Annotated in this window: 16 protein-coding genes; 12 read left to right on the top strand and 4 right to left on the bottom strand. The window is 28.7% G+C overall.

Features of this window, described 5'->3' with window-relative positions:
* The first annotated feature begins 48 nt into the window (after window positions 1-48).
* The 7 genes from dnaK to L0U72_RS06500 all read left to right on the top strand — a co-directional run bounded on the left by dnaK (window position 49) and on the right by L0U72_RS06500 (window position 10,532).
* Window positions 49-1,938 carry a molecular chaperone DnaK gene (dnaK, locus tag L0U72_RS06530; protein WP_101916561.1) on the top strand — a complete coding sequence of 630 codons (1,890 nt, stop codon included), beginning with the start codon at window positions 49-51 and terminating at the stop codon, window positions 1,936-1,938.
* Between the two features lie 240 nt (window positions 1,939-2,178).
* Window positions 2,179-3,417: a sensor histidine kinase gene (locus L0U72_RS06525; protein ID WP_233898714.1), complete on the top strand. Its 1,239-nt coding sequence runs from the start codon at window positions 2,179-2,181 to the stop codon at window positions 3,415-3,417.
* Window positions 3,418-3,754: 337 nt separating this feature from the next.
* Window positions 3,755-4,651: a sensor histidine kinase gene (locus tag L0U72_RS06520; RefSeq protein WP_233898713.1), complete on the top strand. Its 897-nt coding sequence runs from the start codon at window positions 3,755-3,757 to the stop codon at window positions 4,649-4,651.
* A 14-nt stretch (window positions 4,652-4,665) separates the two neighbouring features.
* On the top strand, window positions 4,666-5,403 hold the full coding sequence (locus tag L0U72_RS06515; protein WP_233898712.1) for a LytR/AlgR family response regulator transcription factor: 738 nt from the start codon (window positions 4,666-4,668) through the stop codon (window positions 5,401-5,403).
* Window positions 5,404-5,763: 360 nt separating this feature from the next.
* On the top strand, window positions 5,764-9,627 hold the full coding sequence (locus L0U72_RS06510; protein WP_233898711.1) for a choice-of-anchor Q domain-containing protein: 3,864 nt from the start codon (window positions 5,764-5,766) through the stop codon (window positions 9,625-9,627).
* 44 nt (window positions 9,628-9,671) lie between these two features.
* Window positions 9,672-9,863 (top strand): hypothetical protein, encoded by a 192-nt coding sequence (locus L0U72_RS06505; protein WP_101916505.1) that lies wholly within the window; start codon window positions 9,672-9,674, stop codon window positions 9,861-9,863.
* 138 nt (window positions 9,864-10,001) lie between these two features.
* Window positions 10,002-10,532 carry a hypothetical protein gene (locus tag L0U72_RS06500; protein ID WP_233898710.1) on the top strand — a complete coding sequence of 177 codons (531 nt, stop codon included), beginning with the start codon at window positions 10,002-10,004 and terminating at the stop codon, window positions 10,530-10,532.
* A gap of 32 nt (window positions 10,533-10,564) precedes the next feature.
* Here the strand turns inward: L0U72_RS06500 and L0U72_RS06495 are convergent, their stop codons facing one another.
* On the bottom strand, window positions 10,565-11,029 hold the full coding sequence (locus tag L0U72_RS06495; RefSeq protein WP_233898709.1) for a DUF7738 domain-containing protein: 465 nt from the start codon (window positions 11,027-11,029) through the stop codon (window positions 10,565-10,567).
* A 136-nt stretch (window positions 11,030-11,165) separates the two neighbouring features.
* Between L0U72_RS06495 and L0U72_RS06490 the strand changes: the two genes are divergently transcribed.
* Window positions 11,166-11,474 (top strand): hypothetical protein, encoded by a 309-nt coding sequence (locus tag L0U72_RS06490; RefSeq protein WP_101916552.1) that lies wholly within the window; start codon window positions 11,166-11,168, stop codon window positions 11,472-11,474.
* Between the two features lie 13 nt (window positions 11,475-11,487).
* A complete protein-coding gene (locus L0U72_RS06485; protein WP_233898708.1) occupies window positions 11,488-11,862 on the top strand; it encodes a hypothetical protein in 375 nt (124 codons plus the stop codon).
* Window positions 11,863-12,005: 143 nt separating this feature from the next.
* Here the strand turns inward: L0U72_RS06485 and L0U72_RS06480 are convergent, their stop codons facing one another.
* Window positions 12,006-12,728 carry an AAA family ATPase gene (locus tag L0U72_RS06480; RefSeq protein WP_233861422.1) on the bottom strand — a complete coding sequence of 241 codons (723 nt, stop codon included), beginning with the start codon at window positions 12,726-12,728 and terminating at the stop codon, window positions 12,006-12,008.
* Between the two features lie 151 nt (window positions 12,729-12,879).
* Here L0U72_RS06480 and L0U72_RS06475 point away from each other — a divergent pair, with 151 nt between their 5' ends.
* The 3 genes from L0U72_RS06475 (at window position 12,880) to L0U72_RS06465 (ending at window position 17,324) form a co-directional block, all read left to right on the top strand.
* Window positions 12,880-13,707 carry a 3'-5' exonuclease gene (locus tag L0U72_RS06475; protein WP_233883456.1) on the top strand — a complete coding sequence of 276 codons (828 nt, stop codon included), beginning with the start codon at window positions 12,880-12,882 and terminating at the stop codon, window positions 13,705-13,707.
* A gap of 55 nt (window positions 13,708-13,762) precedes the next feature.
* Complete coding sequence (locus L0U72_RS06470) at window positions 13,763-14,248, top strand: ABC transporter ATPase (RefSeq protein WP_101916548.1); 486 nt, start codon at window positions 13,763-13,765, stop codon at window positions 14,246-14,248.
* A 127-nt stretch (window positions 14,249-14,375) separates the two neighbouring features.
* On the top strand, window positions 14,376-17,324 hold the full coding sequence (locus L0U72_RS06465; protein WP_233898707.1) for a glycoside hydrolase family 3 N-terminal domain-containing protein: 2,949 nt from the start codon (window positions 14,376-14,378) through the stop codon (window positions 17,322-17,324).
* Window positions 17,325-17,358: 34 nt separating this feature from the next.
* Here the strand turns inward: L0U72_RS06465 and L0U72_RS06460 are convergent, their stop codons facing one another.
* A complete protein-coding gene (locus L0U72_RS06460) occupies window positions 17,359-18,009 on the bottom strand; it encodes a DUF4159 domain-containing protein (RefSeq protein WP_233898706.1) in 651 nt (216 codons plus the stop codon).
* A gap of 250 nt (window positions 18,010-18,259) precedes the next feature.
* Window positions 18,260-19,513 carry a helix-turn-helix domain-containing protein gene (locus L0U72_RS06455; RefSeq protein ID WP_233898705.1) on the bottom strand — a complete coding sequence of 418 codons (1,254 nt, stop codon included), beginning with the start codon at window positions 19,511-19,513 and terminating at the stop codon, window positions 18,260-18,262.
* Window positions 19,514-19,525 lie beyond the last annotated feature (12 nt).

The raw sequence follows: 19,525 nt of genomic DNA, 5'->3' as shown, positions 1-19,525 counted from the left end.
TAATACAACCTGTAAAATTGAATTAAAAATTTAAGATAAATAAGTATTATGAGTAAAATTATAGGAATTGATTTAGGAACCACAAATTCATGTGTTTCTGTAATGGAAGGAAATGAACCAGTTGTTATCCCTAATTCAGAAGGAAAAAGAACGACACCATCTATCGTTGCATTTATCGAAGGTGGAGAGCGTAAAGTTGGTGATCCAGCAAAAAGACAAGCGGTAACGAACCCTACAAAAACAGTTTATTCTATTAAACGTTTTATGGGAAATAAGTTCTCTGAGTCTTCAAAAGAAGTAGCAAGAGTACCTTATAGCGTTGTAAAAGGTGATAATGATACTCCACGTGTAGATATTGACGGTCGTTTATATACGCCTCAAGAAATTTCTGCCATGGTTTTACAGAAAATGAAAAAAACAGCGGAAGACTATTTAGGAACAGATGTTTCTGAAGCTGTAATTACGGTACCAGCATACTTTAACGATGCACAACGTCAAGCGACAAAAGAAGCTGGTGAAATTGCTGGTTTAAAAGTTAGAAGAATTATCAACGAACCAACTGCAGCTGCTTTAGCGTACGGTTTAGATAAATCTCATGATGATAAAAAAATCGTTGTTTTTGATTTTGGTGGTGGAACACATGATGTTTCTATCTTAGAATTAGGAGACGGTGTTTTCGAAGTATTAGCTACTGATGGTGATACGCATTTAGGAGGAGATGATGTTGATGAAAGAATTATCAACTGGTTAGCTGAAGAATTTAAAGCTGAGGAAGATATGGACTTACGTAAAGATCCAATGTCTTTACAACGTTTAAAAGAAGCTGCTGAAAAAGCGAAGATTGAATTATCTAGCACAACTTCATCAGAAATTAACTTACCTTATATTACTGCTACTGCTTCAGGACCTAAGCATTTAGTTAGAACATTAACCAGAGCTAAATTTGAAGCTTTAATTGATGATTTAATCAAAAGAACTATTGAGCCTTGTGCAACTGCTTTAAAAAATGCTGATTTAACTATCGACGAAATTGACGAAGTTGTATTAGTTGGAGGTTCTACTCGTATTCCTGCAATTCAAGAAGCTGTTCAAAATTTCTTTAAAAAATCACCAAGTAAAGGCGTAAATCCTGATGAAGTTGTTTCTTTAGGAGCGGCTATTCAAGGGGGAGTTTTAACAGGAGATGTAAAAGACGTATTATTATTAGATGTTACGCCTTTATCTTTAGGAATTGAAACAATGGGGAACGTATTCACCAAATTAATTGATGCAAATACGACTATTCCAACAAAAAAATCACAAGTATTTTCTACTGCTGCTGATAACCAACCATCTGTAGATATTCACGTTTTACAAGGGGAAAGAGCAATGGCTGCTGATAACAATACTATCGGTCGTTTCCAATTAACAGATATTCCACCAGCACAAAGAGGTGTTCCTCAAATTGAAGTAACTTTCGATATTGATGCAAACGGAATTATCAAAGTATCTGCTTCAGATAAAGCAACAGGAAAAACACAAGATATTAAAATCGAAGCTTCTTCAGGATTATCAGAAGAAGAAATCGAAAAAATGAAAGCAGAAGCAGAAGCAAATGCTGATTCCGATGCAAAAGCAAAAGAAACTGCTGAAAAAATCAACGAAGCTGATTCTATGATTTTTCAAACTGAAAAGCAATTAAAAGAATTTGGTGATAAATTATCAGATGATAAAAAAGCACCAATTGAAAGCGCTTTAGTTGAATTACAAACAGCACACCAATTACAAGATTTAGCACAAATTGATGCTGCTATGGCAACAATTAACGAAGCTTGGAAAGCGGCATCTGAAGAGATGTATGCTGATAAAGGTGCAGCAGGAGCTCAGCAAGAAGCACAGCCAAAAACTGATGCACAAGCTGATAATGTAGAAGATGTAGATTTCGAAGAAGTTAAGTAATTTTAACTTTTAAGTATATTTTATACTTTATATTTTGACACTTTTTATATTAAAACGCAATCATTTATTTGATTGCGTTTTTTTTTGTTTTATAGTTAAGAACTTATTAACTGTGATATATTTATGAAAAAAAATGCTCAATAAAATCAAAATAAAACGTTCGGAAACTAGATTGTAGTATTCGTAAAGTAAATAGAATTGTTTTGAAATAAAAAAACGATATTTAAAAAAAATAGCTTCATGAATAAAATTTTAAACACATACTCTTATTTATTAAATATAGGTGTTCCTCAAAAAAAATCGGTTGAAGCTAAAAAAATAAGACTCTTAAACGCTTTTTGTATTACCTGGTCGGTAATGATTGTCATTATCACCATTTTTGATTTGATTTTTGAAAGAGAATTATATGGAAGTTTGATTTTACATGGAATTTCGTATGTTATTATCACAGGTATTTTTTATTTACAATTTTTACAAAATTATCATATAGCTCGAATTGTTTTTATAATTGCTATAATTTCCATCACATTTATATTCGCCAACTTTACAACACCTTTAATGTTGATTGAAAATTTTTATTTTCTATATCCTTTGGTCGGTATTTTATTCATTGAAAAAAAATGGATTAATATGTTGTTTTTACTTCTTTGCTTCGGATTGTATTTTATCCCGAATCTTTTTTTAAATATGTATCCTAAAAATATGATTTTGCCCGTATTGGTATTCTGTATTTTTTTAGGAACTTTTGTTATTTTAAACTATTCCGAACAATTAAATAAAAAACAAGAAAAGAAACTACGAAAACGTAAAATAAAATTAGAAAAAGCTTACGCTAAACTCGAAAAACAAAAAGAAAATGAACTGGCTCTTTTAAGATTACAAACATTAAAAGCACAAATGAATCCGCATTTTATGTTTAATACTATCAACTCTATTCAGAATTTAATTCTCAAAAATAATAAAGAAGATGCCTATGATTATTTAACAAGATATGCTGTTTTAATGCGTGAAAATTTAAAAATCAGCAATAAAAATTTTACAAGTTTAGATATTGAATTAGTCATTTTAAACAAATATTTAGAACTTGAAAAATTGCGTTTTGGTGATAGCTTTTATTATACCATCGAAAATTTAGAAAATAATAAAAATATTGAAATTCCATCGCAAATTATTCAGCCTTTTGTTGAAGAAGCTATTCGATACAGACTTTTACATCAAATAAATCAATTGAGAGAGTTGAAAATTACGTTTCATCATGAAAATAAAATGCTAGTTTGTACCATAATAGATAACGGAATAGGGATTGCAAAATCCATTGAAATGAAAGATAATAATAAAATGAACTTAGAGGTATCTTTAACAGCAATAATAGAAAAAAGAGTCGCTTTATTAAAAGATTTTTATAATATAAAAATACACTTTAAATACATCCAAGAAAACTTTAAAACTAAAGTAATACTTAAAATGTCATACAAATAATTGAAATAAAATGATACTATTTTTTTTGAAAAAAGCATATAAAATCGTTGTAAATATTGGGGTTTACAACAATAATGAAAACGAACATAAAAAAATAAAACTGTTAAATGTATTTTGTTTAACATGGGGAATTTTAATCTGTACTTTTATGTTTTTTGATCCGTTTTTTTCAAATAAAATGAACAAAAGCATTGTAGTACATTTTTTTTCGTTTTTAGCAATTATTACAGTTTATCTATTGCAAAAAAATAGAAAATATATTTATGCTAGAGTATTGTTTATAATAGTACTTATAACGGTAACTTTTATTTTTGCAAATTATATAGAACCATCTCGAATGATGGAAAATTTTTATTTTATATATCCATTAGTCGCTCTTATTTTAATTGATAAAAAGCAAATAACAATCTCAATAATGATATTGTGCTGGCTCTTATATTATATTCCTTATAAATTAATACCAAGTATATATCCTTCTGATATGTTAAATCCGATTCTATTACTTGCTGTTTTTATAGGATCTTATGTGATACTGAACTATTCACAATTATTAAATCAAAAAAATGAAGTAAAGTTAAAAGAAGCCTACAAACAATTAGAAGAGAAAAAAAAGAATGAATTAGTATATTTACAGTTAAAATCGTTAAAAGCACAAATGAATCCGCATTTTATGTTTAATGCGATGAATTCAATTCAAAATTTAGTATTAAAAGGAAACAAACATGAAGCCTATAATTATCTAACAAAATTTGCGTCGCTAATTAGAGAAAACTTAAATATGAGTGAAAAAAGTTTTGTGTATTTTGATGAAGAATTATCCTTATTAACAAAATATTTAGAGTTAGAAAAATTACGTTTTCGAGATGATTTTGAATATGTTTTAATAGGATATCAAAATATTAAAGACATTAAAATACCTTCGATGATAATTCAGCCTTTTGTTGAAAATTCTATAAAACATGGTTTGTTACACAAAACATCAGGAATAAAAAAAGTAACGATTTCTTTTTCTCAAAAAGAAGTTTTTGAATGTGAAATTGTAGATAATGGCATTGGAATTAAAGCTTCTATAGAAATAAATACCTTAAATAATAAAGAAGAATCATTTTCAACAAAAGCAATACAAGATAGATTATTGCTATTAAAAGACTATTATAAAACAGATATTGGTTTTAAATATGTAAAAATTGAAGAAGGAACTAAAGTCATATTAAAAATACCGTATATAGATTAAAAATATATGATAAAATGAAAAAAATAAAAGCCGTACTTGTTGATGATGAGATTAACGCAAGAGAAAATTTACGCTATTTACTAGGTGCTTTTTGTAAGCAAGTAGAAGTAATTTCAGAAGCTTCTAATGTTGATGATGCAGTACAAATAATACAAAAATACCAACCTCAAATCGTGTTTTTAGATATTGAAATGCCTCAAAAAAATGGTTTTCAATTATTAGAAGAATTTAATGAAATCAACTTTCACGTAATTTTTGTAACCGCTTACGATACTTATGCTATTAAAGCATTTCAAGTAACCGCAATAGATTATTTATTAAAACCAATCGCGGTTGATTTGTTGCAAAAAGCTGTTGAAAAAGTAGTCATAAATATTCAAAATAAGCAATTAAATACCAGAGTTGAATTATTACAACAAAATAAAAAACAACTTACAATAATAGCGATACCTTATAAAACAGATTATGTAATTGTAAATATTATTGACATTATTTGTATTCAAGCAGATAGAATGTACAGCGTAATTTATACTACAAATGGTAAGGAATTTATGGTTGCTAAAAAATTAAATTATTATGAAAATTTATTAAGTGATAAAGATTTTTTTACAAGAGTACATCGTTCTTGGATGGTAAATATTAATCATATAAATAGCTATTCAAAAAAAGAAAAACAACTTCTTACTTTTACTGATAAAATAATTTCTGTTGGTAAAACTTATAAAGAAAATTTCGAAAAATTGATGCATTAATAATTTTAGAATCAATTTTTTAAAGATGTAAATACTTGTTATATCATTTTTCGGAAACTAAAAAGAATAGCAAATGCCCATAATCGAATACGATAATCTGAAAATGAATTATTATCCTTTAGTTTTTACAATTCATAAGCTACGAGAAACTTTTTAGCACTTGATAAGGTGGCTTTGTAAGTAAGAGTAAAAAAACAAGCTCTAATAACTATGAAAAAAAAGTGTCAATTATTATAATATTAGGTTCTCTAAGAGGATTGAAAATTTGTTCGGAAACAATATTGTAGCGTTCGGAAACTTTTAAGTAGAGAGGTTAAATAGTCATTTTATTTTCGTTTTAAATTTAAAAATAAATTTATCATGAAAAAAAATATATTACTATTATTGCTTTTAATAAGTAGTGTTACATTTGCACAAATACCGATAAATAGTCTACAAGCAATGTATCAGTTTACAGAAGGGGGGCTAACAGATGCTGCAAATGGAAACAATTTTTTGCAAACAGGAACTGCATTAACAAAGATTAATGACAGGTTTAATACCGTAAATAATGCCATTAGTTTAAATGGAGACTATTTAACAGCTAATAAATTTTCTTTTGGTTCTCAGATAGCTTTAAGTTTTTGGGTAAAAACAAGTACTAATGACTCAAATTCAAGAATTATTTTTGAACAAAAAGATAATATAGGTTTTAATGTTTATTTAAAAGATGGTAAAATAGGCGTTTCTGGTAGAAATCAATATTATGATTTGGGAACACCTTTTATTAATTGGGATTTTGATGAATTATTTAGTAAGCCTATATCAGATAATAATTGGCATCATATAGTTGTGAATATTAAATATGTAAAAGCATCAGATAATAAAAAATTTGATTTTAACATAGATGTATTTACTGATACTGTTAAAGAAACAGTAGTCGTAGGTAGAAACCATTATAGAATGTACGGTTCGGGAGGAATTAATGCGAATACACCATTTAAGGTTGCAAGTAATAAATACAATACTTTACCAACTACAAATAAGTATTCAGGTAATTTAGATGATTTATTTTTTTATGATAAAATTTTAACTCAAACAGAAGTAACCCAATTAGCTCAATTGGGAGGTTATAGTTTTTGTTTTTCACCAGATATTACAAATCTTTCTATAGCGAATATTACAGAAGATTCTGCAGATGTTACTTGGACAGATGCTGGAACTTACGATATAGCTTATGGATTAAAAAATGAGCCTTTTGCTAATTATACTATTATTAATGATGTAAGAACAGGAAGCTATAATATATTAAACCTAAGTAGTTCTAGTTTTTACAATGTTTATTATAGAACTAAATGTACTTCTGTTTATGCTCCAAGTTCTAATTGGTCTTTAGAAAAAGAATTTAGAACAGATGGGCGTTATTATGTGAAGGCTGATGCTACTGGAGCTAATGATGGTTCATCATGGATTAATGCTTATACAGATTTACAAGACGCATTGTTGAAGGTAAAAGATGCCGATGAAGTTTGGGTCGCAAAAGGTACTTATATTCCTGATGCTAGTGATAAATTAATAAACTTTGAAATAAGTAAAAAAAATGTAACGATTTATGGAGGTTTTAAAGGAACAGAAAGTTTATTATCAGAACGAAATTTAGTAGGTGTAAATACAACAAATGAAACTATTTTATCTGGAGATTTAATGGCTAATGATGATGCTAATATAACTTTTGGTAATACAACAAGAAGTGATAACTCATTGAATGTTGTAAAAATAAATGGATATGATGCCGTAATAGATGGTTTTACAATTTCTGGTGGAAACTCATCTGGAAATAGTACTGGTACTGGAATATCGTTACCTGCTGGAGGATATACAAAAGGGTTAACTTTAAAAAACTCTATTATAAAAAATAATGTTGCAGGTTACGGTGCTGGTTTGTTTTATGAAGCATATAGAACTGGAGATAAATTAATTATAGATAGATGTATTTTTGAAAATAATTTAGCAAAAGGAGGCGCAGCTCTTTCTTACAGTAAAAGAGGAAGATATGCATATTCTGCAATCATAAGTAATTCTCTTTTTAAAGGGAATATTTCAAAAAACATAGGAACTGGAAATAATGGATCAGCAGGTAGTGCAGGTATGTTTAGAGGAGTTGCTTTTTCTTATGGTAAGAATACAACAAGTATTAAACTGATAAATAACACTTATGTAAATAATTCAGATTTAGGTACTTCTAGTGGATTAAATAACTTTAATAGAGCAACCATAGGGGTAACTAAAGAAGAATCTGCAGGCTCTCCTATATCTGTTGAAATGTCTAATTGTATTTTTTGGGGTAATACGACTATTGGTGGTATAACTTCAAAATCAGTTTCTGGGTTAAACTATACGATGAACACAGTAAATGTTTTTAACAGTATTGATTCAGACGGTTTTTCAGTAATAGCTACTGCAAATAAAACAAACGTAAGTAATGCAAATCCGTTATTTACAAGTGCCACAGATTTTACTTTACAAACAGGTTCACCAGCTATAGATGCAGGAGATAACGCTAAAATACCAGCAGGTACAACCACCGATTTAGTAGGAAACCAAAGAATACATAACACAACCGTAGATATGGGAGCATATGAATTTGGTTCAGTACCACCATTACCACAAACTAATTGGATAGGAGCAACAGATACTTCTTGGAATACCACAAGTAACTGGAGCAATGGCGTTCCAACAAATACTTTAAATGCGTTTGTTTTTAATGGAGCAACAAATTATCCTGTAATTTCAAATAGTGCGAATGCTAAAGATATTACTATTGAAAATTCAGCAAGTTTAACAATTTCGCCATCGGCAAATTTAACGGCTGAAAATATTATTACAAATGATAATTTAACTATTGAATCAGATGTAAATAGTTATGGAAGTTTAAAAGTTACCAATTCTGTAACAGGAAAAGCAACCTATAAAAGTTATGTTTCTGACAAATGGAACTTAGTAGGTTCGCCAGTTGTTGGGCAAGATGTTGCATCTTTTGTAACAAATAGTTCATTGGTAAGCGGAACAGTAAATCCAAATCATAAAGGATTAGGAATTTATGAAAATGGAAATACAGCTCCTTGGATATATTATAAAAATACCTTATCGTGGGGGAGTTTTGATACTGCAAAAGCGTATGCCATCAAAAAAACTACGGCAGGAACAGTTGATTTTAGAGGAACAATAACTACTGATAATGTTCAATATACCGCAACAGGAAACGCAAATAATACATTTGAAATGATTTCGAATCCGTACACGGCATATCTTAATGCTAATAGTGGAGCAAATAGTATTTTATCTGAAAATTCATCAAATTTAAAAAGTACGAATGCTGCATTGTATTTTTGGAATGATACCACAAAAAATTATGATGTTGTAAATAATACAAGTTCACCAAGTCGATTAAAACCAGGACAAGGATTTTTTGTGCAAATGGCAACGACAAATGGTGTTGTTAATTTTACGCCCGCGATGTTATTACATCAACAATCATCAAGTTCAAGGCAAGCAGTTCAAACGTCGGTAGCTTTAACAATTTCTGATGAAAAATCAAAAGGAAATACTAGTAAAACTACTCAAATTAAATATTTATCAAACACAAATGATGGTTTAGATGTTGGTTACGATGCAGGATATTTTGATGGTGGACAATCGAAAGTGGGTGTTTACACAAAATTAGCAGACGGAACTTATACCGATACCGATTTTATGTTACAATGTGTAAATAAAGAAAAAATTTCAGGAACAATAATTCCAGTAGGAATTAAAACTTCGGAAGCTAGGGAAATTGTTTTTTCAGCAAAAGCGATGAATTTACCAGAAAATTTAAACGTTTATTTAGAGGATAAAGAAACGAATAAAGTAACGGAATTAAGCAACGGCGGTGAATATAAAGCGACAGTTTCTGGAGGTTCAGGGCGTTTTTATGTACACACGAAAACTTCATCAAACTTAAATCCTGATACGATTGTTTTAAAATCAAAATTGAGTGTTTATAAAGCTAATAATTCACTCATTATAAATGGTTTAGATAAAAAAGCAACGGTTATTTTATACAATATGATTGGAAAACAAGTATTCATGAAAAAAATAACAACTTCAATGAAAACAGTTTCTTTACCAAGTTTATCAACAGGAATTTATATTGTAAAAGTGCAATCTGGAGCAACTCAAATTAGTAAAAAAATTAGTATTCAATAAATTAAAATTAATCCAAAATAGCTAAAATTTTAAAAATAAAAAAGATGAAAGAAATTAATAAGGAGTCTAATAAAACATCAAAAATAGACCGTAAAGAAGCCTTGAAAAAAATCGGGAAATACGGAAAATACACTGCATTAACTGCTTTAGGAACGTATTTAATTTTGAATCCTCAAAAAGCACAAGCTCAATCGCCTATTCCGGGAGGAGGTGATTTAGGAGGTTCAGGTTTTTAAAAAAAAATAATAGTTTTTATTTTTAGTTTGTTTGAAGGGAGAATTGCTATTACTAAAACGAGTTGTCATTTTGACAACTCGTTTTTATTTTCACTTTATAGGTTCTTAAAATTAAATGACTTTGTGTATTTTTGATGAATGAAATATCATAAATTTAATTTTTTTAGATACACCTATTGTGAGTTCGAATCGAAAGAAATCACTTTTTTTGAAGGAAAATCGGCTCATTATCAAAGTAAATCGGGAAGTTTGTATTTTTATACTGATAAAGGCGTATTTCGATATTCAAATCATTGGGGAAGAGTCGCTAATTGTCGCTGGAAAATTCAAGGAATTGAACACTATAAAAGCCAAGATTATTATGTCGGTTTTGCCAATTGGAATGATTTTTATCCGCTAAATAATACCGATAAAGTTTTTTATCTAGAAGTAGATTATCCTGAAAAACAAGCTAAAATTCAACGTTTAAAAAAAGAAGAAACAAATAATTGTTTTTTAATGACTTCTGAATTTGCACATCAACGTTTAAAACAAATTCAAATCCTATTTAAAGAATATAAATGGGCAATTTATTTTGAGCAAGATATCGATGTTTTAAGAGAAATTATCATCGATAAATTAAGTACAACTAATAAAACAATTCAAGAGCTAAAACAAGAATTAAAATAGATTTAAAAGAAGCGTTAAAAAAAGACTTAAAATTATTTTTTAGCATAAATTTTATTAATACCGACATTAAAACCCAACCTAAAATCAGTTTCTTTTCCTAATCGATGAATGGCAACCTTTCCTAACGAAATTTTACCAAATTCACTATAAGTAATACGTTCTTCATTTAAATATAATTCACCGCTAAATAATTTTTTAGTAGCATAGATACTGTTATTTTTGATGTTATTATTCGTATATTGATAGGCGTTTATAGATAAAATATATTGGCTATTCGTATAGCTACAATAAATGCCATGAACGTCCCAAAACATATAGTAATTTGTCTTTTTTATTTCTCTATCAGGCTTGCCTAAAATGTGTACTAAAGTCGTATAATTGGTAGGAAAAACAAGGAGTGTTTCGTTTATGGTAATAAAATCAATATCACATCTAATGATTATTTTTTCAGCTTTTTTCTTTTTAAAGAAATCAAGTAACTTAGAAGTTTTTATCAAGCTAATAAAGTTGTTTAGTTAAGTAATTTGCGAATTTAAAGAATAAATTTTAACTTTTAATTAAATTTATTCTTCAGATATAAAATCATTCAAAATCATTCAAAATCATTCAAAATCATTTAAAAATAGTTGAAAAATGAGTATTACAAGAAACATTAAATGCCCTAATTGTGGCGTATTTAATACAAATAAAGAGTATTGTGAAAATTGTAATACTTTAATTTCTTATCAAAAAAAGAGAGCTTTAAAAGAAGAAGAATTTGTTGCCAATCAGGTTAAAGAAGCAAAAAAAGCATTGGAAAATCCGAATTTAGCAACACGTTTAAAAAAACATCCATTCTTTTTATACAGAGTTGCAGGCTGGATTTTATATGCCGCTTTTTTAGTCGTCAGTTTAATAGGAGCGGGCTTGGCTTGGGCAATCGCAATGCTCGCCGCAGGATAATTATGAAAAAAACATGAAAAATCTACTTGAAATATATGCAATATTTTCTGCAATTCTTGGAAGTAGTATTTATATTGCTCAAAAAAAAGCCGTTAAATTACCCGAAATTATTAATTTTTATGTCAATGATTTTTTAATAATTCCTATCGTTTTAACGATTAGTTTATATGTTTTACGTTGGAGTAAAAATGATAAAAAATATCAACTTCCTCTTTGGATTATACTGTATTGTAGTGGTTTATATGCCGTTATTTTTGAATATTTTTTACCCAAAACACATCCACGATATACAGCAGATAGCGTAGATGTGTTATTGTATTTTTTAAGTGGATTCTTGTTTTTTATGCTTCAAAAAATAGACGAAAATAATCAGAAAAAAAATATATAACAGAAAAATAAGGAATCGAATCCGTCAAACTGAATTTATTTCAGTTTCACATTCTGATTTGCCGTAGTTCTCCTGTTGATGCGATGCTGAAATAAATTCAGCATGACGAGAATTTAGTTTTAATTTAATTTTTAAACAGGCTCTTAAACTTGAAGCTTCTTTTTTTCTTTTTCTAAACGAATAATATTTCTTTTTATTTGCTGATAAATAACATCTTTAACTTCAGCATACGAAATATTGTAACGACGTTTTACAGTGTTAATATTCGAAGGGAAATTAGCTAAAATACTATCATAATACGCGTTTAATTTCTGTTTTGAAGGAAGTTTATAGTGCAATCGAATTTGAAAACGACGCAATAAAGCAGTGTCAATAATATCAATATGATTGGTCGCTCCAAGCAACATTGCGCTGTCCGATAAATTATCAATTTGTTGAATTAACGTATTAACCAAACGCTTCATTTCTCCCGAATCTTTGGTGTCGTAATCGCGAGTTTTACCAATGAAATCAAATTCATCAATAAATAAAATAGCATTTTCGTAAGAGGCATTTTTGAAAACATCAGCAATGTTTTTTGCCGTTTCTCCTAATTTAGAAGATACAAATCCGCCTAAATTTAACGTAATGACTTTTTTATCTAATGCCTTTCCGATAGCATTCGCCGTAGCTGTTTTTCCACATCCTGTATGTCCGTGCAATATGATTTTATTATCAACAGGAATATTAAACTTTTGAAGTGCATCAATATAACTAAACTCTTCTATTAATTGATCAATCTTACTTCTTGTTTTCTTGGTTAAATGAAGTTCTTCCAAGGATAAAACGTCATTTTTAGTTTTTAACGTTGTTTTTTGATACGCCATTTTATTACTTTTTTGTAAAGATAATCTCTTGATTTTTAATTTTAAGGATTCTAAAGAAAAACAGTCCTAAAATAGGATATTTTTGTATTTTTATCCCGAAGGAAAATAGCAATATACGTTATTTGAATATTTAAAAACATTGCCTTAAAAAATGGAATTAAACTTAACAAAACCAATTATATTTTTTGATTTAGAAACCACAGGAATCAATATTGCAAAGGATAGAGTCGTAGAAATTGCTATTTTAAAAGTATTTCCAAACGGAACTAAAGAAAGTAAAACATGGTTAGTAAATCCTGAAATGGAAATTCCTTTAGCATCGTCAGAAATCCATGGAATTACCAATGAAAAAATAGCCAATGAGCCTACCTTTAAACAGTTAGCGCCAACCATTAATGAAATGATTGCTGATGCTGATTTAGCAGGATTCAACTCTAATAGATTCGATATTCCTGTATTAGCCGAAGAATTAATGAGAGCTGGCATCGATTTTGATATGACAAATAGAAAAGCGATTGATGTTCAAGTAATTTATCATAAAAAAGAACAGCGAACTTTAAGTGCTGGATATCAATTTTATTGCGGAAAAGAACTCGTAGGAGCACACGGAGCAGAGGCCGATACAAATGCAACCTACGAAATTTTATTAGCACAATTAGATAAATATAATGATATCGAAAATACGGTATCGGCTTTAAGTGATTATTCAAGTCATGGAAAACGTGCCGATTTTGCAGGTTTTATTTTGATGAATGATAACGATGAAGAAATTTTTTCATTCGGTAAATATAAAGGACGTACCGTTGTGGAAGTTTTTAAAGAAAATCCAGGATATAATGCTTGGATTCAAAATGCCGATTTCCCACTTTATACCAAAAAAGTATTGCGTGACATCAAAAAAAGAATGGTTGTGCCAAAAAAGAAAATGAGCGATACCGAAAAATTACAAGCCTTACAGCAAAAATTTAATTTAAGATAATATCCTAAAAAATAATACTTTCTAAATAGGAAGTTTATATAAAAAAAAATAAAAAATGTTTACAGAATACAGTAATTTACCAGAAGATTCAAGAGTTTGGGTATACCAAGCCGATAGAGCATTTAGCATCGAAGAAGTAGAATATATTTGTGCAAAAGCGATTCTTTTTATTGATAGTTGGACACGTCATGGCGAAGATTTAAAAGGATCATTTACCTTAAAATACAATCAGTTTTTTGTGCTCGGTGTTGATGAAAGCTTTAATGCTGTTTCTGGTTGTGCTATTGATGCTTCAGTTCGTTTTATCAAAGAATTAGAAGACGAATTAAGAATCGATTTAATGAATAAAATGAATGTATCTTTTAAAAAGCAAGACAGCATTAAAGTTGTTAAATTACCAACATTTCAAGAATTAGCAAAAGCAGCAAAAGTTACCGCAGAAACAGTTGTTTTCAATAATATGGTGGCAACTAAAAAAGATTTTGAAACCAATTGGGAAGTTACTGCCGATAAAAGTTGGCATCAACGATTTTTAGTATAAGATAAATACTTAAAATTCACAAAAAATAAGAAAACACTAATTTTACAAAAAAATACAAAAAAATACAAAAAATTTATAAAAATTTGTAAAAAAGTGTAAAAAAGTGTAAAAAGTACGCAGAAAGATTATGAAAAAGATACTTACAATACTTGTTTTTACTTGTATTCAGTTTATACAAGCACAGCAAACAGGTATTTCAAAAACGCCAATACTTAACGATCCATTATCTGTAAAAGATGTTGAGAGTCAACAAAAATGGGTAGATGCTATTTTAAATTCCATGTCTATTGATGAAAAAATAGGACAGTTATTTATGATACAAGCCTATTCTAATAAGGGTGAAAAACATCAAAATTTTATTACCAATATGATAAAAAAGTATCATGTTGGTAATTTAATTTTTATGCAAGGTACGCCAGACAAACAAGTTGCGTTGAATAACAAATATCAGGCAGTTTCAAAAGTGCCGTTATTAATTGGTTTTGACGGAGAATGGGGATTGGATATGCGTTTAAAAAATACGTATCGTTTTCCTTGGAACATGACTTTGGGAGCAATTCAAGATGATAAATTACTCATAGAAACAGGGAAAAGAATTGGTGAACACTGTAAAAGAGTAGGGATTCATATTAATTTTGCTCCAGTGGTCGATATTAATACAAATCCGAAAAATCCGATTATTGGAAACCGTTCTTTTGGCGAAAATAAAGAAAATGTAACCCGAAAAGCCATCGCTTTTACCAAAGGAATGCAAAGTGTTGGTGTATTGGCAAATGCAAAACATTTTCCAGGTCATGGCGATACCGCTGCCGATTCGCACCTAACATTGCCTACTATTCATTTTGATGAACAACGCTTAGATTCTATTGAATTATATCCGTTTAAAAAAATGTTTGAAAAAGGTGTAGCCAGCGTTATGACGGCACATTTAAGCATTCCAGCATTAGAATCGAATGTGAAATTACCTTCATCATTATCAAAAAATGTTGTAACTGATTTATTACAAGAAAAATTAGGATTTAAAGGCTTAATAATTACCGATGGCTTAAATATGAAAGGAGCTGCAAATTATTCATCGCCAGCAGCTATCAATGTTGCCGCAATTTTAGCAGGTAACGATGTGTTATTAATTCCTCAAGATATTCCAGAAACAATTCGTTTACTAAAAGATGCTGTATTAATAGGAAAAATTACCGAAAATCGCTTAAATCATTCCGTAGAAAAAATATTAAAAGCAAAGTATTTAGTAGGGCTTGATACGTATAAACCTATTGAAACTCAAAATATAATTTCGGATATTAATTCACCTTATGATGAAGTATTACATCGGAAATTAATAAAAAATGCCATCACCGTTGTGAAAAATAACGATACTATTTTACCTATCAGAAATCTGAAAAATAAAAAAATAGCTTACGTATCTTTAGGTGATGATAGCGGAAAACCATTTGTGAATATGTTGAAAAATTACACGAAAGTAGATGTTGTTTCAGCAGATAATTTAAGCCTATTATTGCAAAAACTTCAACAATATAATTTAGTAATTGTTGGGTTCCATAAATCGAATAAAAATCCGTGGAAAGGATATCAATTTTCACATAAAGAAGTTACTTGGTTGCAAGAAATCAGTAAAAATAATAAGGTTATTTTAAACGTATTTGCAAATCCGTATAGTTTATTGAAGGTTAACTCTTTTGAAAATATAGAAAGTGTCGTTGTTTCATATCAAAATAGTGTTTTATCGCAAGAATTATCGGCACAAGGATTGTTCGGAGCCTTCGATTTAAAAGGAAAACTACCCGTTTCAATTCATCAAAATATAAAAGAAGGAACAGGTCTTTTTATAAAAGGAATGAATGTTTTTCAATATACAATTCCTGAAGAAGCAGGCGTATCATCAGAAAAATTAGCCATAATAGATAAAAGAATTGATACTATTTTGATGAAAAAAATGGCACCTGGAGGACAAATTTTTGTCGCTAAAAATGGAAAAGTAATCTATCATAAAAGCTTCGGATTTCATACTTTTTCAAAAAAAAAAGCTGTTAAGAAATCAGATATTTATGATTTAGCTTCTCTAACCAAAATTTTAGCTTCTCTGCCGATGATAATGAAAGCCGAGGAAGAAAAAAAAATAAGTTTATACGCTAGTTTAGGCGATATTTTACCTAGATATAAAGATTCAAATAAAGATACTATTTTATTAAAAGAAATACTATCGCATTATGGACGTTTGCGTTCTTGGATTCCTTTCTACTTACGTACGAAAGATGAAAAAACAGGTAGAAATGATACTAAATATTATCGAAATAAACGCTCAAAAGATTTTAATATCAAAATAGCGAATCATCTTTATATGAAAGATAGTTATAAAGATTCGATTTATAAACAGATTGTAGATGCCAAACAACGTAAAAAAAGAGGCTATAAATATAGCGATTTAGGCTATTATATGTTTAAAGAAATTATCGAATTAAAGTATAAAGAACCTTTAAATATTTTAGTAGATGATTTTTTTTACAGTGGATTAGGAGCTGATAGAACTACATATTTACCACTCGAAAAATTCTCTAAATCTGAAATTGTACCTACCGAAAGAGATACGTATTACCGAAATCAATTAGTCCACGGCTATGTGCATGACATGGGAGCCGCCATGATTGGAGGTGTTGGAGGACATGCAGGCTTGTTTTCAAATGCCAATGATGTGGGGAAAATCATGCAATTATATTTGCAAGGTGGAAATTATGGCGATAAAAAATATTTAGCCTCTGAAACGATTGATAAATTTAATAAACGCTATTATCAAGATAGAAAAGTACGTAGAGGTTTAGGGTTCGATAAACCACAATTAAACCCTAAAATTAAGGCAACTTGTGGCTGTGTTTCCGATACCAGTTTTGGACATAGTGGTTTTACAGGGACTTATACTTGGGTAGATCCTGCGACTGATATTGTGTATGTTTTTCTATCAAATAGAGTGTATCCAACGATGAGAAATAGAGGACTTATTAAAAGTAATATCCGAACAAAAATTCAAGAAGATATTCAGAATGCTATTTTGATGCAAGACTAAATATTTAAGAATATTTAAAATAATTGCAAAATTATTAATGCGTAAAAGCGTATGTTATAATATTTGCTCCCATTTTTAATGCTTTTAATCGTATTTCTTCAGGATCATGATGAATTACTTCATCTTCCCAGCCATCATTTAAATCACTTTGATAATCGTAAAAAACAACCAAACGTCCCTTGTGAAAAAGTCCAAATCCTTGTGCTGGTTTTGCATCATGTTCATGAATTTTAGGGAGTCCATTATCAAAAGAAAAATTTTGATGATAAATAGGATGTTTATTCGGTATTTCTTTAAAATCGAGGGAAGGAAACACTTTTTTCATTGCCTTTCGGATATATGGATTTAAACCATAATTATCAGAAATATGTAAAAATCCTCCAGCAATTAAATAATTTTTAAGATTGATAGCTTCTTGTTCAGAAAAAAATATATTTCCGTGTCCTGTAATAAAAATAATTGGATAATTTTGGATTGTATCATCTTCAAGTGTTGCAGTCTCAATTTTTGAATCAATAGCAGTATTGCTATTCGAATTGCAAAATTCAATTAAGTTAGGTAAAGCTGTTGGATTTGCGTACCAATCACCGCCTCCTTTATATTTTAAAATGGCTATTTGTTGTCCAAAAATACTAATGCAATGTATAAAAAATAAAAAAAGTAAGATGTTTTTTGTGTTTTTCATGTAGAATATACGTTTATAGTTTCTAAATGTAAGCTATAAAAAGAATAAAAAAAAACATCAATAGTATCACTATTGATGTTTTTAAAATATAACACTCCTCTTTTTCATTATTAAGAAAACTTAATAACTTTTTTAAAATTGTAAAAAACCCTTTCAAAGTTTCTGATGCAAATTTACTAGAATAAATACAAAAAGAGTGTTAAATCATCCAGATTGGGTGATTTCGAACCATTTTTAGCTAAAAATTTAACTATTTTTTTAAAAGTTGTTCCTTTTTAAATTGAACAGGAGTATATCCTGATAGTTTTTTGAAAACAGTAAAAAAAGTCGATTTTGAATTAAAACCAGATTCTAAACCAATTGAGGTAATTGTATAATTTGAATAATTAGCATCAAGTAAAAATATTTTTGCTTGTGCAACTTTCTTTTCATTAATATAATCGGTAAAAGATTTGTCCGCAACATTATTGATAATCAATGAAAGTGTACTTGAACTCAATTTAATATCTTTTGATAAATTTTGTAAGGTATATTTAGCTAATAAGAATTTTTTATGATTATTAATAAAAGTATCAATTTCTAAGAATTGTTCTTTTTGTTTGGCTAAAGAATTTTTTTCAGTATTTGAAGCAACCGTTTCAGCAGGTGTGCTGGTGGTTATTGGTTGATGATTTACAGTAGAAATGGGGAGAATTAGAGGTATTTCTTTTAATGTCTCCTTTAATTCTGATTTTTTTAATTCCTCTAACTTTAAGTTTATTAATAATGATTTTCTAATTTGTTTACGTTCTTTAGAAATTCTTAATTGTCTTAATCCCTGATAACCGACCCAGTAAATAAGTAATGTTGTGTAAACTCTAAGTGGATAATAGGAGAAAATAAAGCTTGTAAAGTTTAATTTAATTTTGATACCAAGAGCAAATAACCATAATACATAACCGACAGCTGTTAGTTTAAAAAAAGTATGTAGCCATTTTAGACTATCAAAAGTAAGTATTTTAGACCTAATTTTTTCTTTTCTATTAAGGACAAAAAAGGAATATGAAAAAATAATTAAAGAAACCAATAGGCTGATTCCTTCTTCGAAAGAACTATATTGTTCGTATATGCGATTTAATTTTTCAGGAGCATCATCAACATTGTAATTATACATAAAAATAACTTGTGTAATTACAATTACTAAAAACATGGGAAGTATTATTTTTAATAAATTGTACGATTTTTTAGCGATTTTTAAATAATGAATTAAAAACATATATAAAAAGGGCATCGCTAAAAAGTGCCAAGGAATTTGCAGATAATTTAAGGTAAATTTATGTTGTAATAAATTTCGTTCTAATCCCCATGATTGAATATTATTTAAAGAAATAACAAAAATTAATAAATTTAAATAAAGCATGCTTTTTTCTCTTCCGTTCTTAGAACAAAGAAGAATGATATTAAACGCAAAACCATGTAAAGCACTAACAATTAAGAATAAATCGAATATATCTTTCGTATTCACTAGGAAATTTTG

Source organism: Tenacibaculum piscium (genome assembly GCF_021390755.1).
In the GTDB taxonomy this organism is placed as follows: domain Bacteria; phylum Bacteroidota; class Bacteroidia; order Flavobacteriales; family Flavobacteriaceae; genus Polaribacter; species Polaribacter piscius.
The sequence above is the reverse complement of the archived record's forward strand: the minus strand, read 5'-3'. Positions and strand labels throughout refer to the sequence as shown.

Bases quoted from the DNA above. Each gene is read 5' to 3' on its own strand.
- L0U72_RS06475 (WP_233883456.1), top strand. From the start codon at position 12,880: ATGGAATTAAACTTAACAAAACCAATTATATTTTTTGATTTAGAAACC.
- L0U72_RS06490 (WP_101916552.1), top strand. From the start codon at position 11,166: ATGAGTATTACAAGAAACATTAAATGCCCTAATTGTGGCGTATTTAAT.
- L0U72_RS06470 (WP_101916548.1), top strand. From the start codon at position 13,763: ATGTTTACAGAATACAGTAATTTACCAGAAGATTCAAGAGTTTGGGTA.
- L0U72_RS06465 (WP_233898707.1), top strand. From the start codon at position 14,376: ATGAAAAAGATACTTACAATACTTGTTTTTACTTGTATTCAGTTTATA.
- L0U72_RS06515 (WP_233898712.1), top strand. From the start codon at position 4,666: ATGAAAAAAATAAAAGCCGTACTTGTTGATGATGAGATTAACGCAAGA.
- L0U72_RS06510 (WP_233898711.1), top strand. From the start codon at position 5,764: ATGAAAAAAAATATATTACTATTATTGCTTTTAATAAGTAGTGTTACA.
- L0U72_RS06525 (WP_233898714.1), top strand. From the start codon at position 2,179: ATGAATAAAATTTTAAACACATACTCTTATTTATTAAATATAGGTGTT.
- L0U72_RS06485 (WP_233898708.1), top strand. From the start codon at position 11,488: ATGAAAAATCTACTTGAAATATATGCAATATTTTCTGCAATTCTTGGA.
- L0U72_RS06460 (WP_233898706.1), bottom strand. From the start codon at position 18,009: ATGAAAAACACAAAAAACATCTTACTTTTTTTATTTTTTATACATTGC.
- L0U72_RS06500 (WP_233898710.1), top strand. From the start codon at position 10,002: ATGAAATATCATAAATTTAATTTTTTTAGATACACCTATTGTGAGTTC.
- L0U72_RS06505 (WP_101916505.1), top strand. From the start codon at position 9,672: ATGAAAGAAATTAATAAGGAGTCTAATAAAACATCAAAAATAGACCGT.
- L0U72_RS06520 (WP_233898713.1), top strand. From the start codon at position 3,755: ATGATGGAAAATTTTTATTTTATATATCCATTAGTCGCTCTTATTTTA.
- L0U72_RS06480 (WP_233861422.1), bottom strand. From the start codon at position 12,728: ATGGCGTATCAAAAAACAACGTTAAAAACTAAAAATGACGTTTTATCC.
- dnaK (WP_101916561.1), top strand. From the start codon at position 49: ATGAGTAAAATTATAGGAATTGATTTAGGAACCACAAATTCATGTGTT.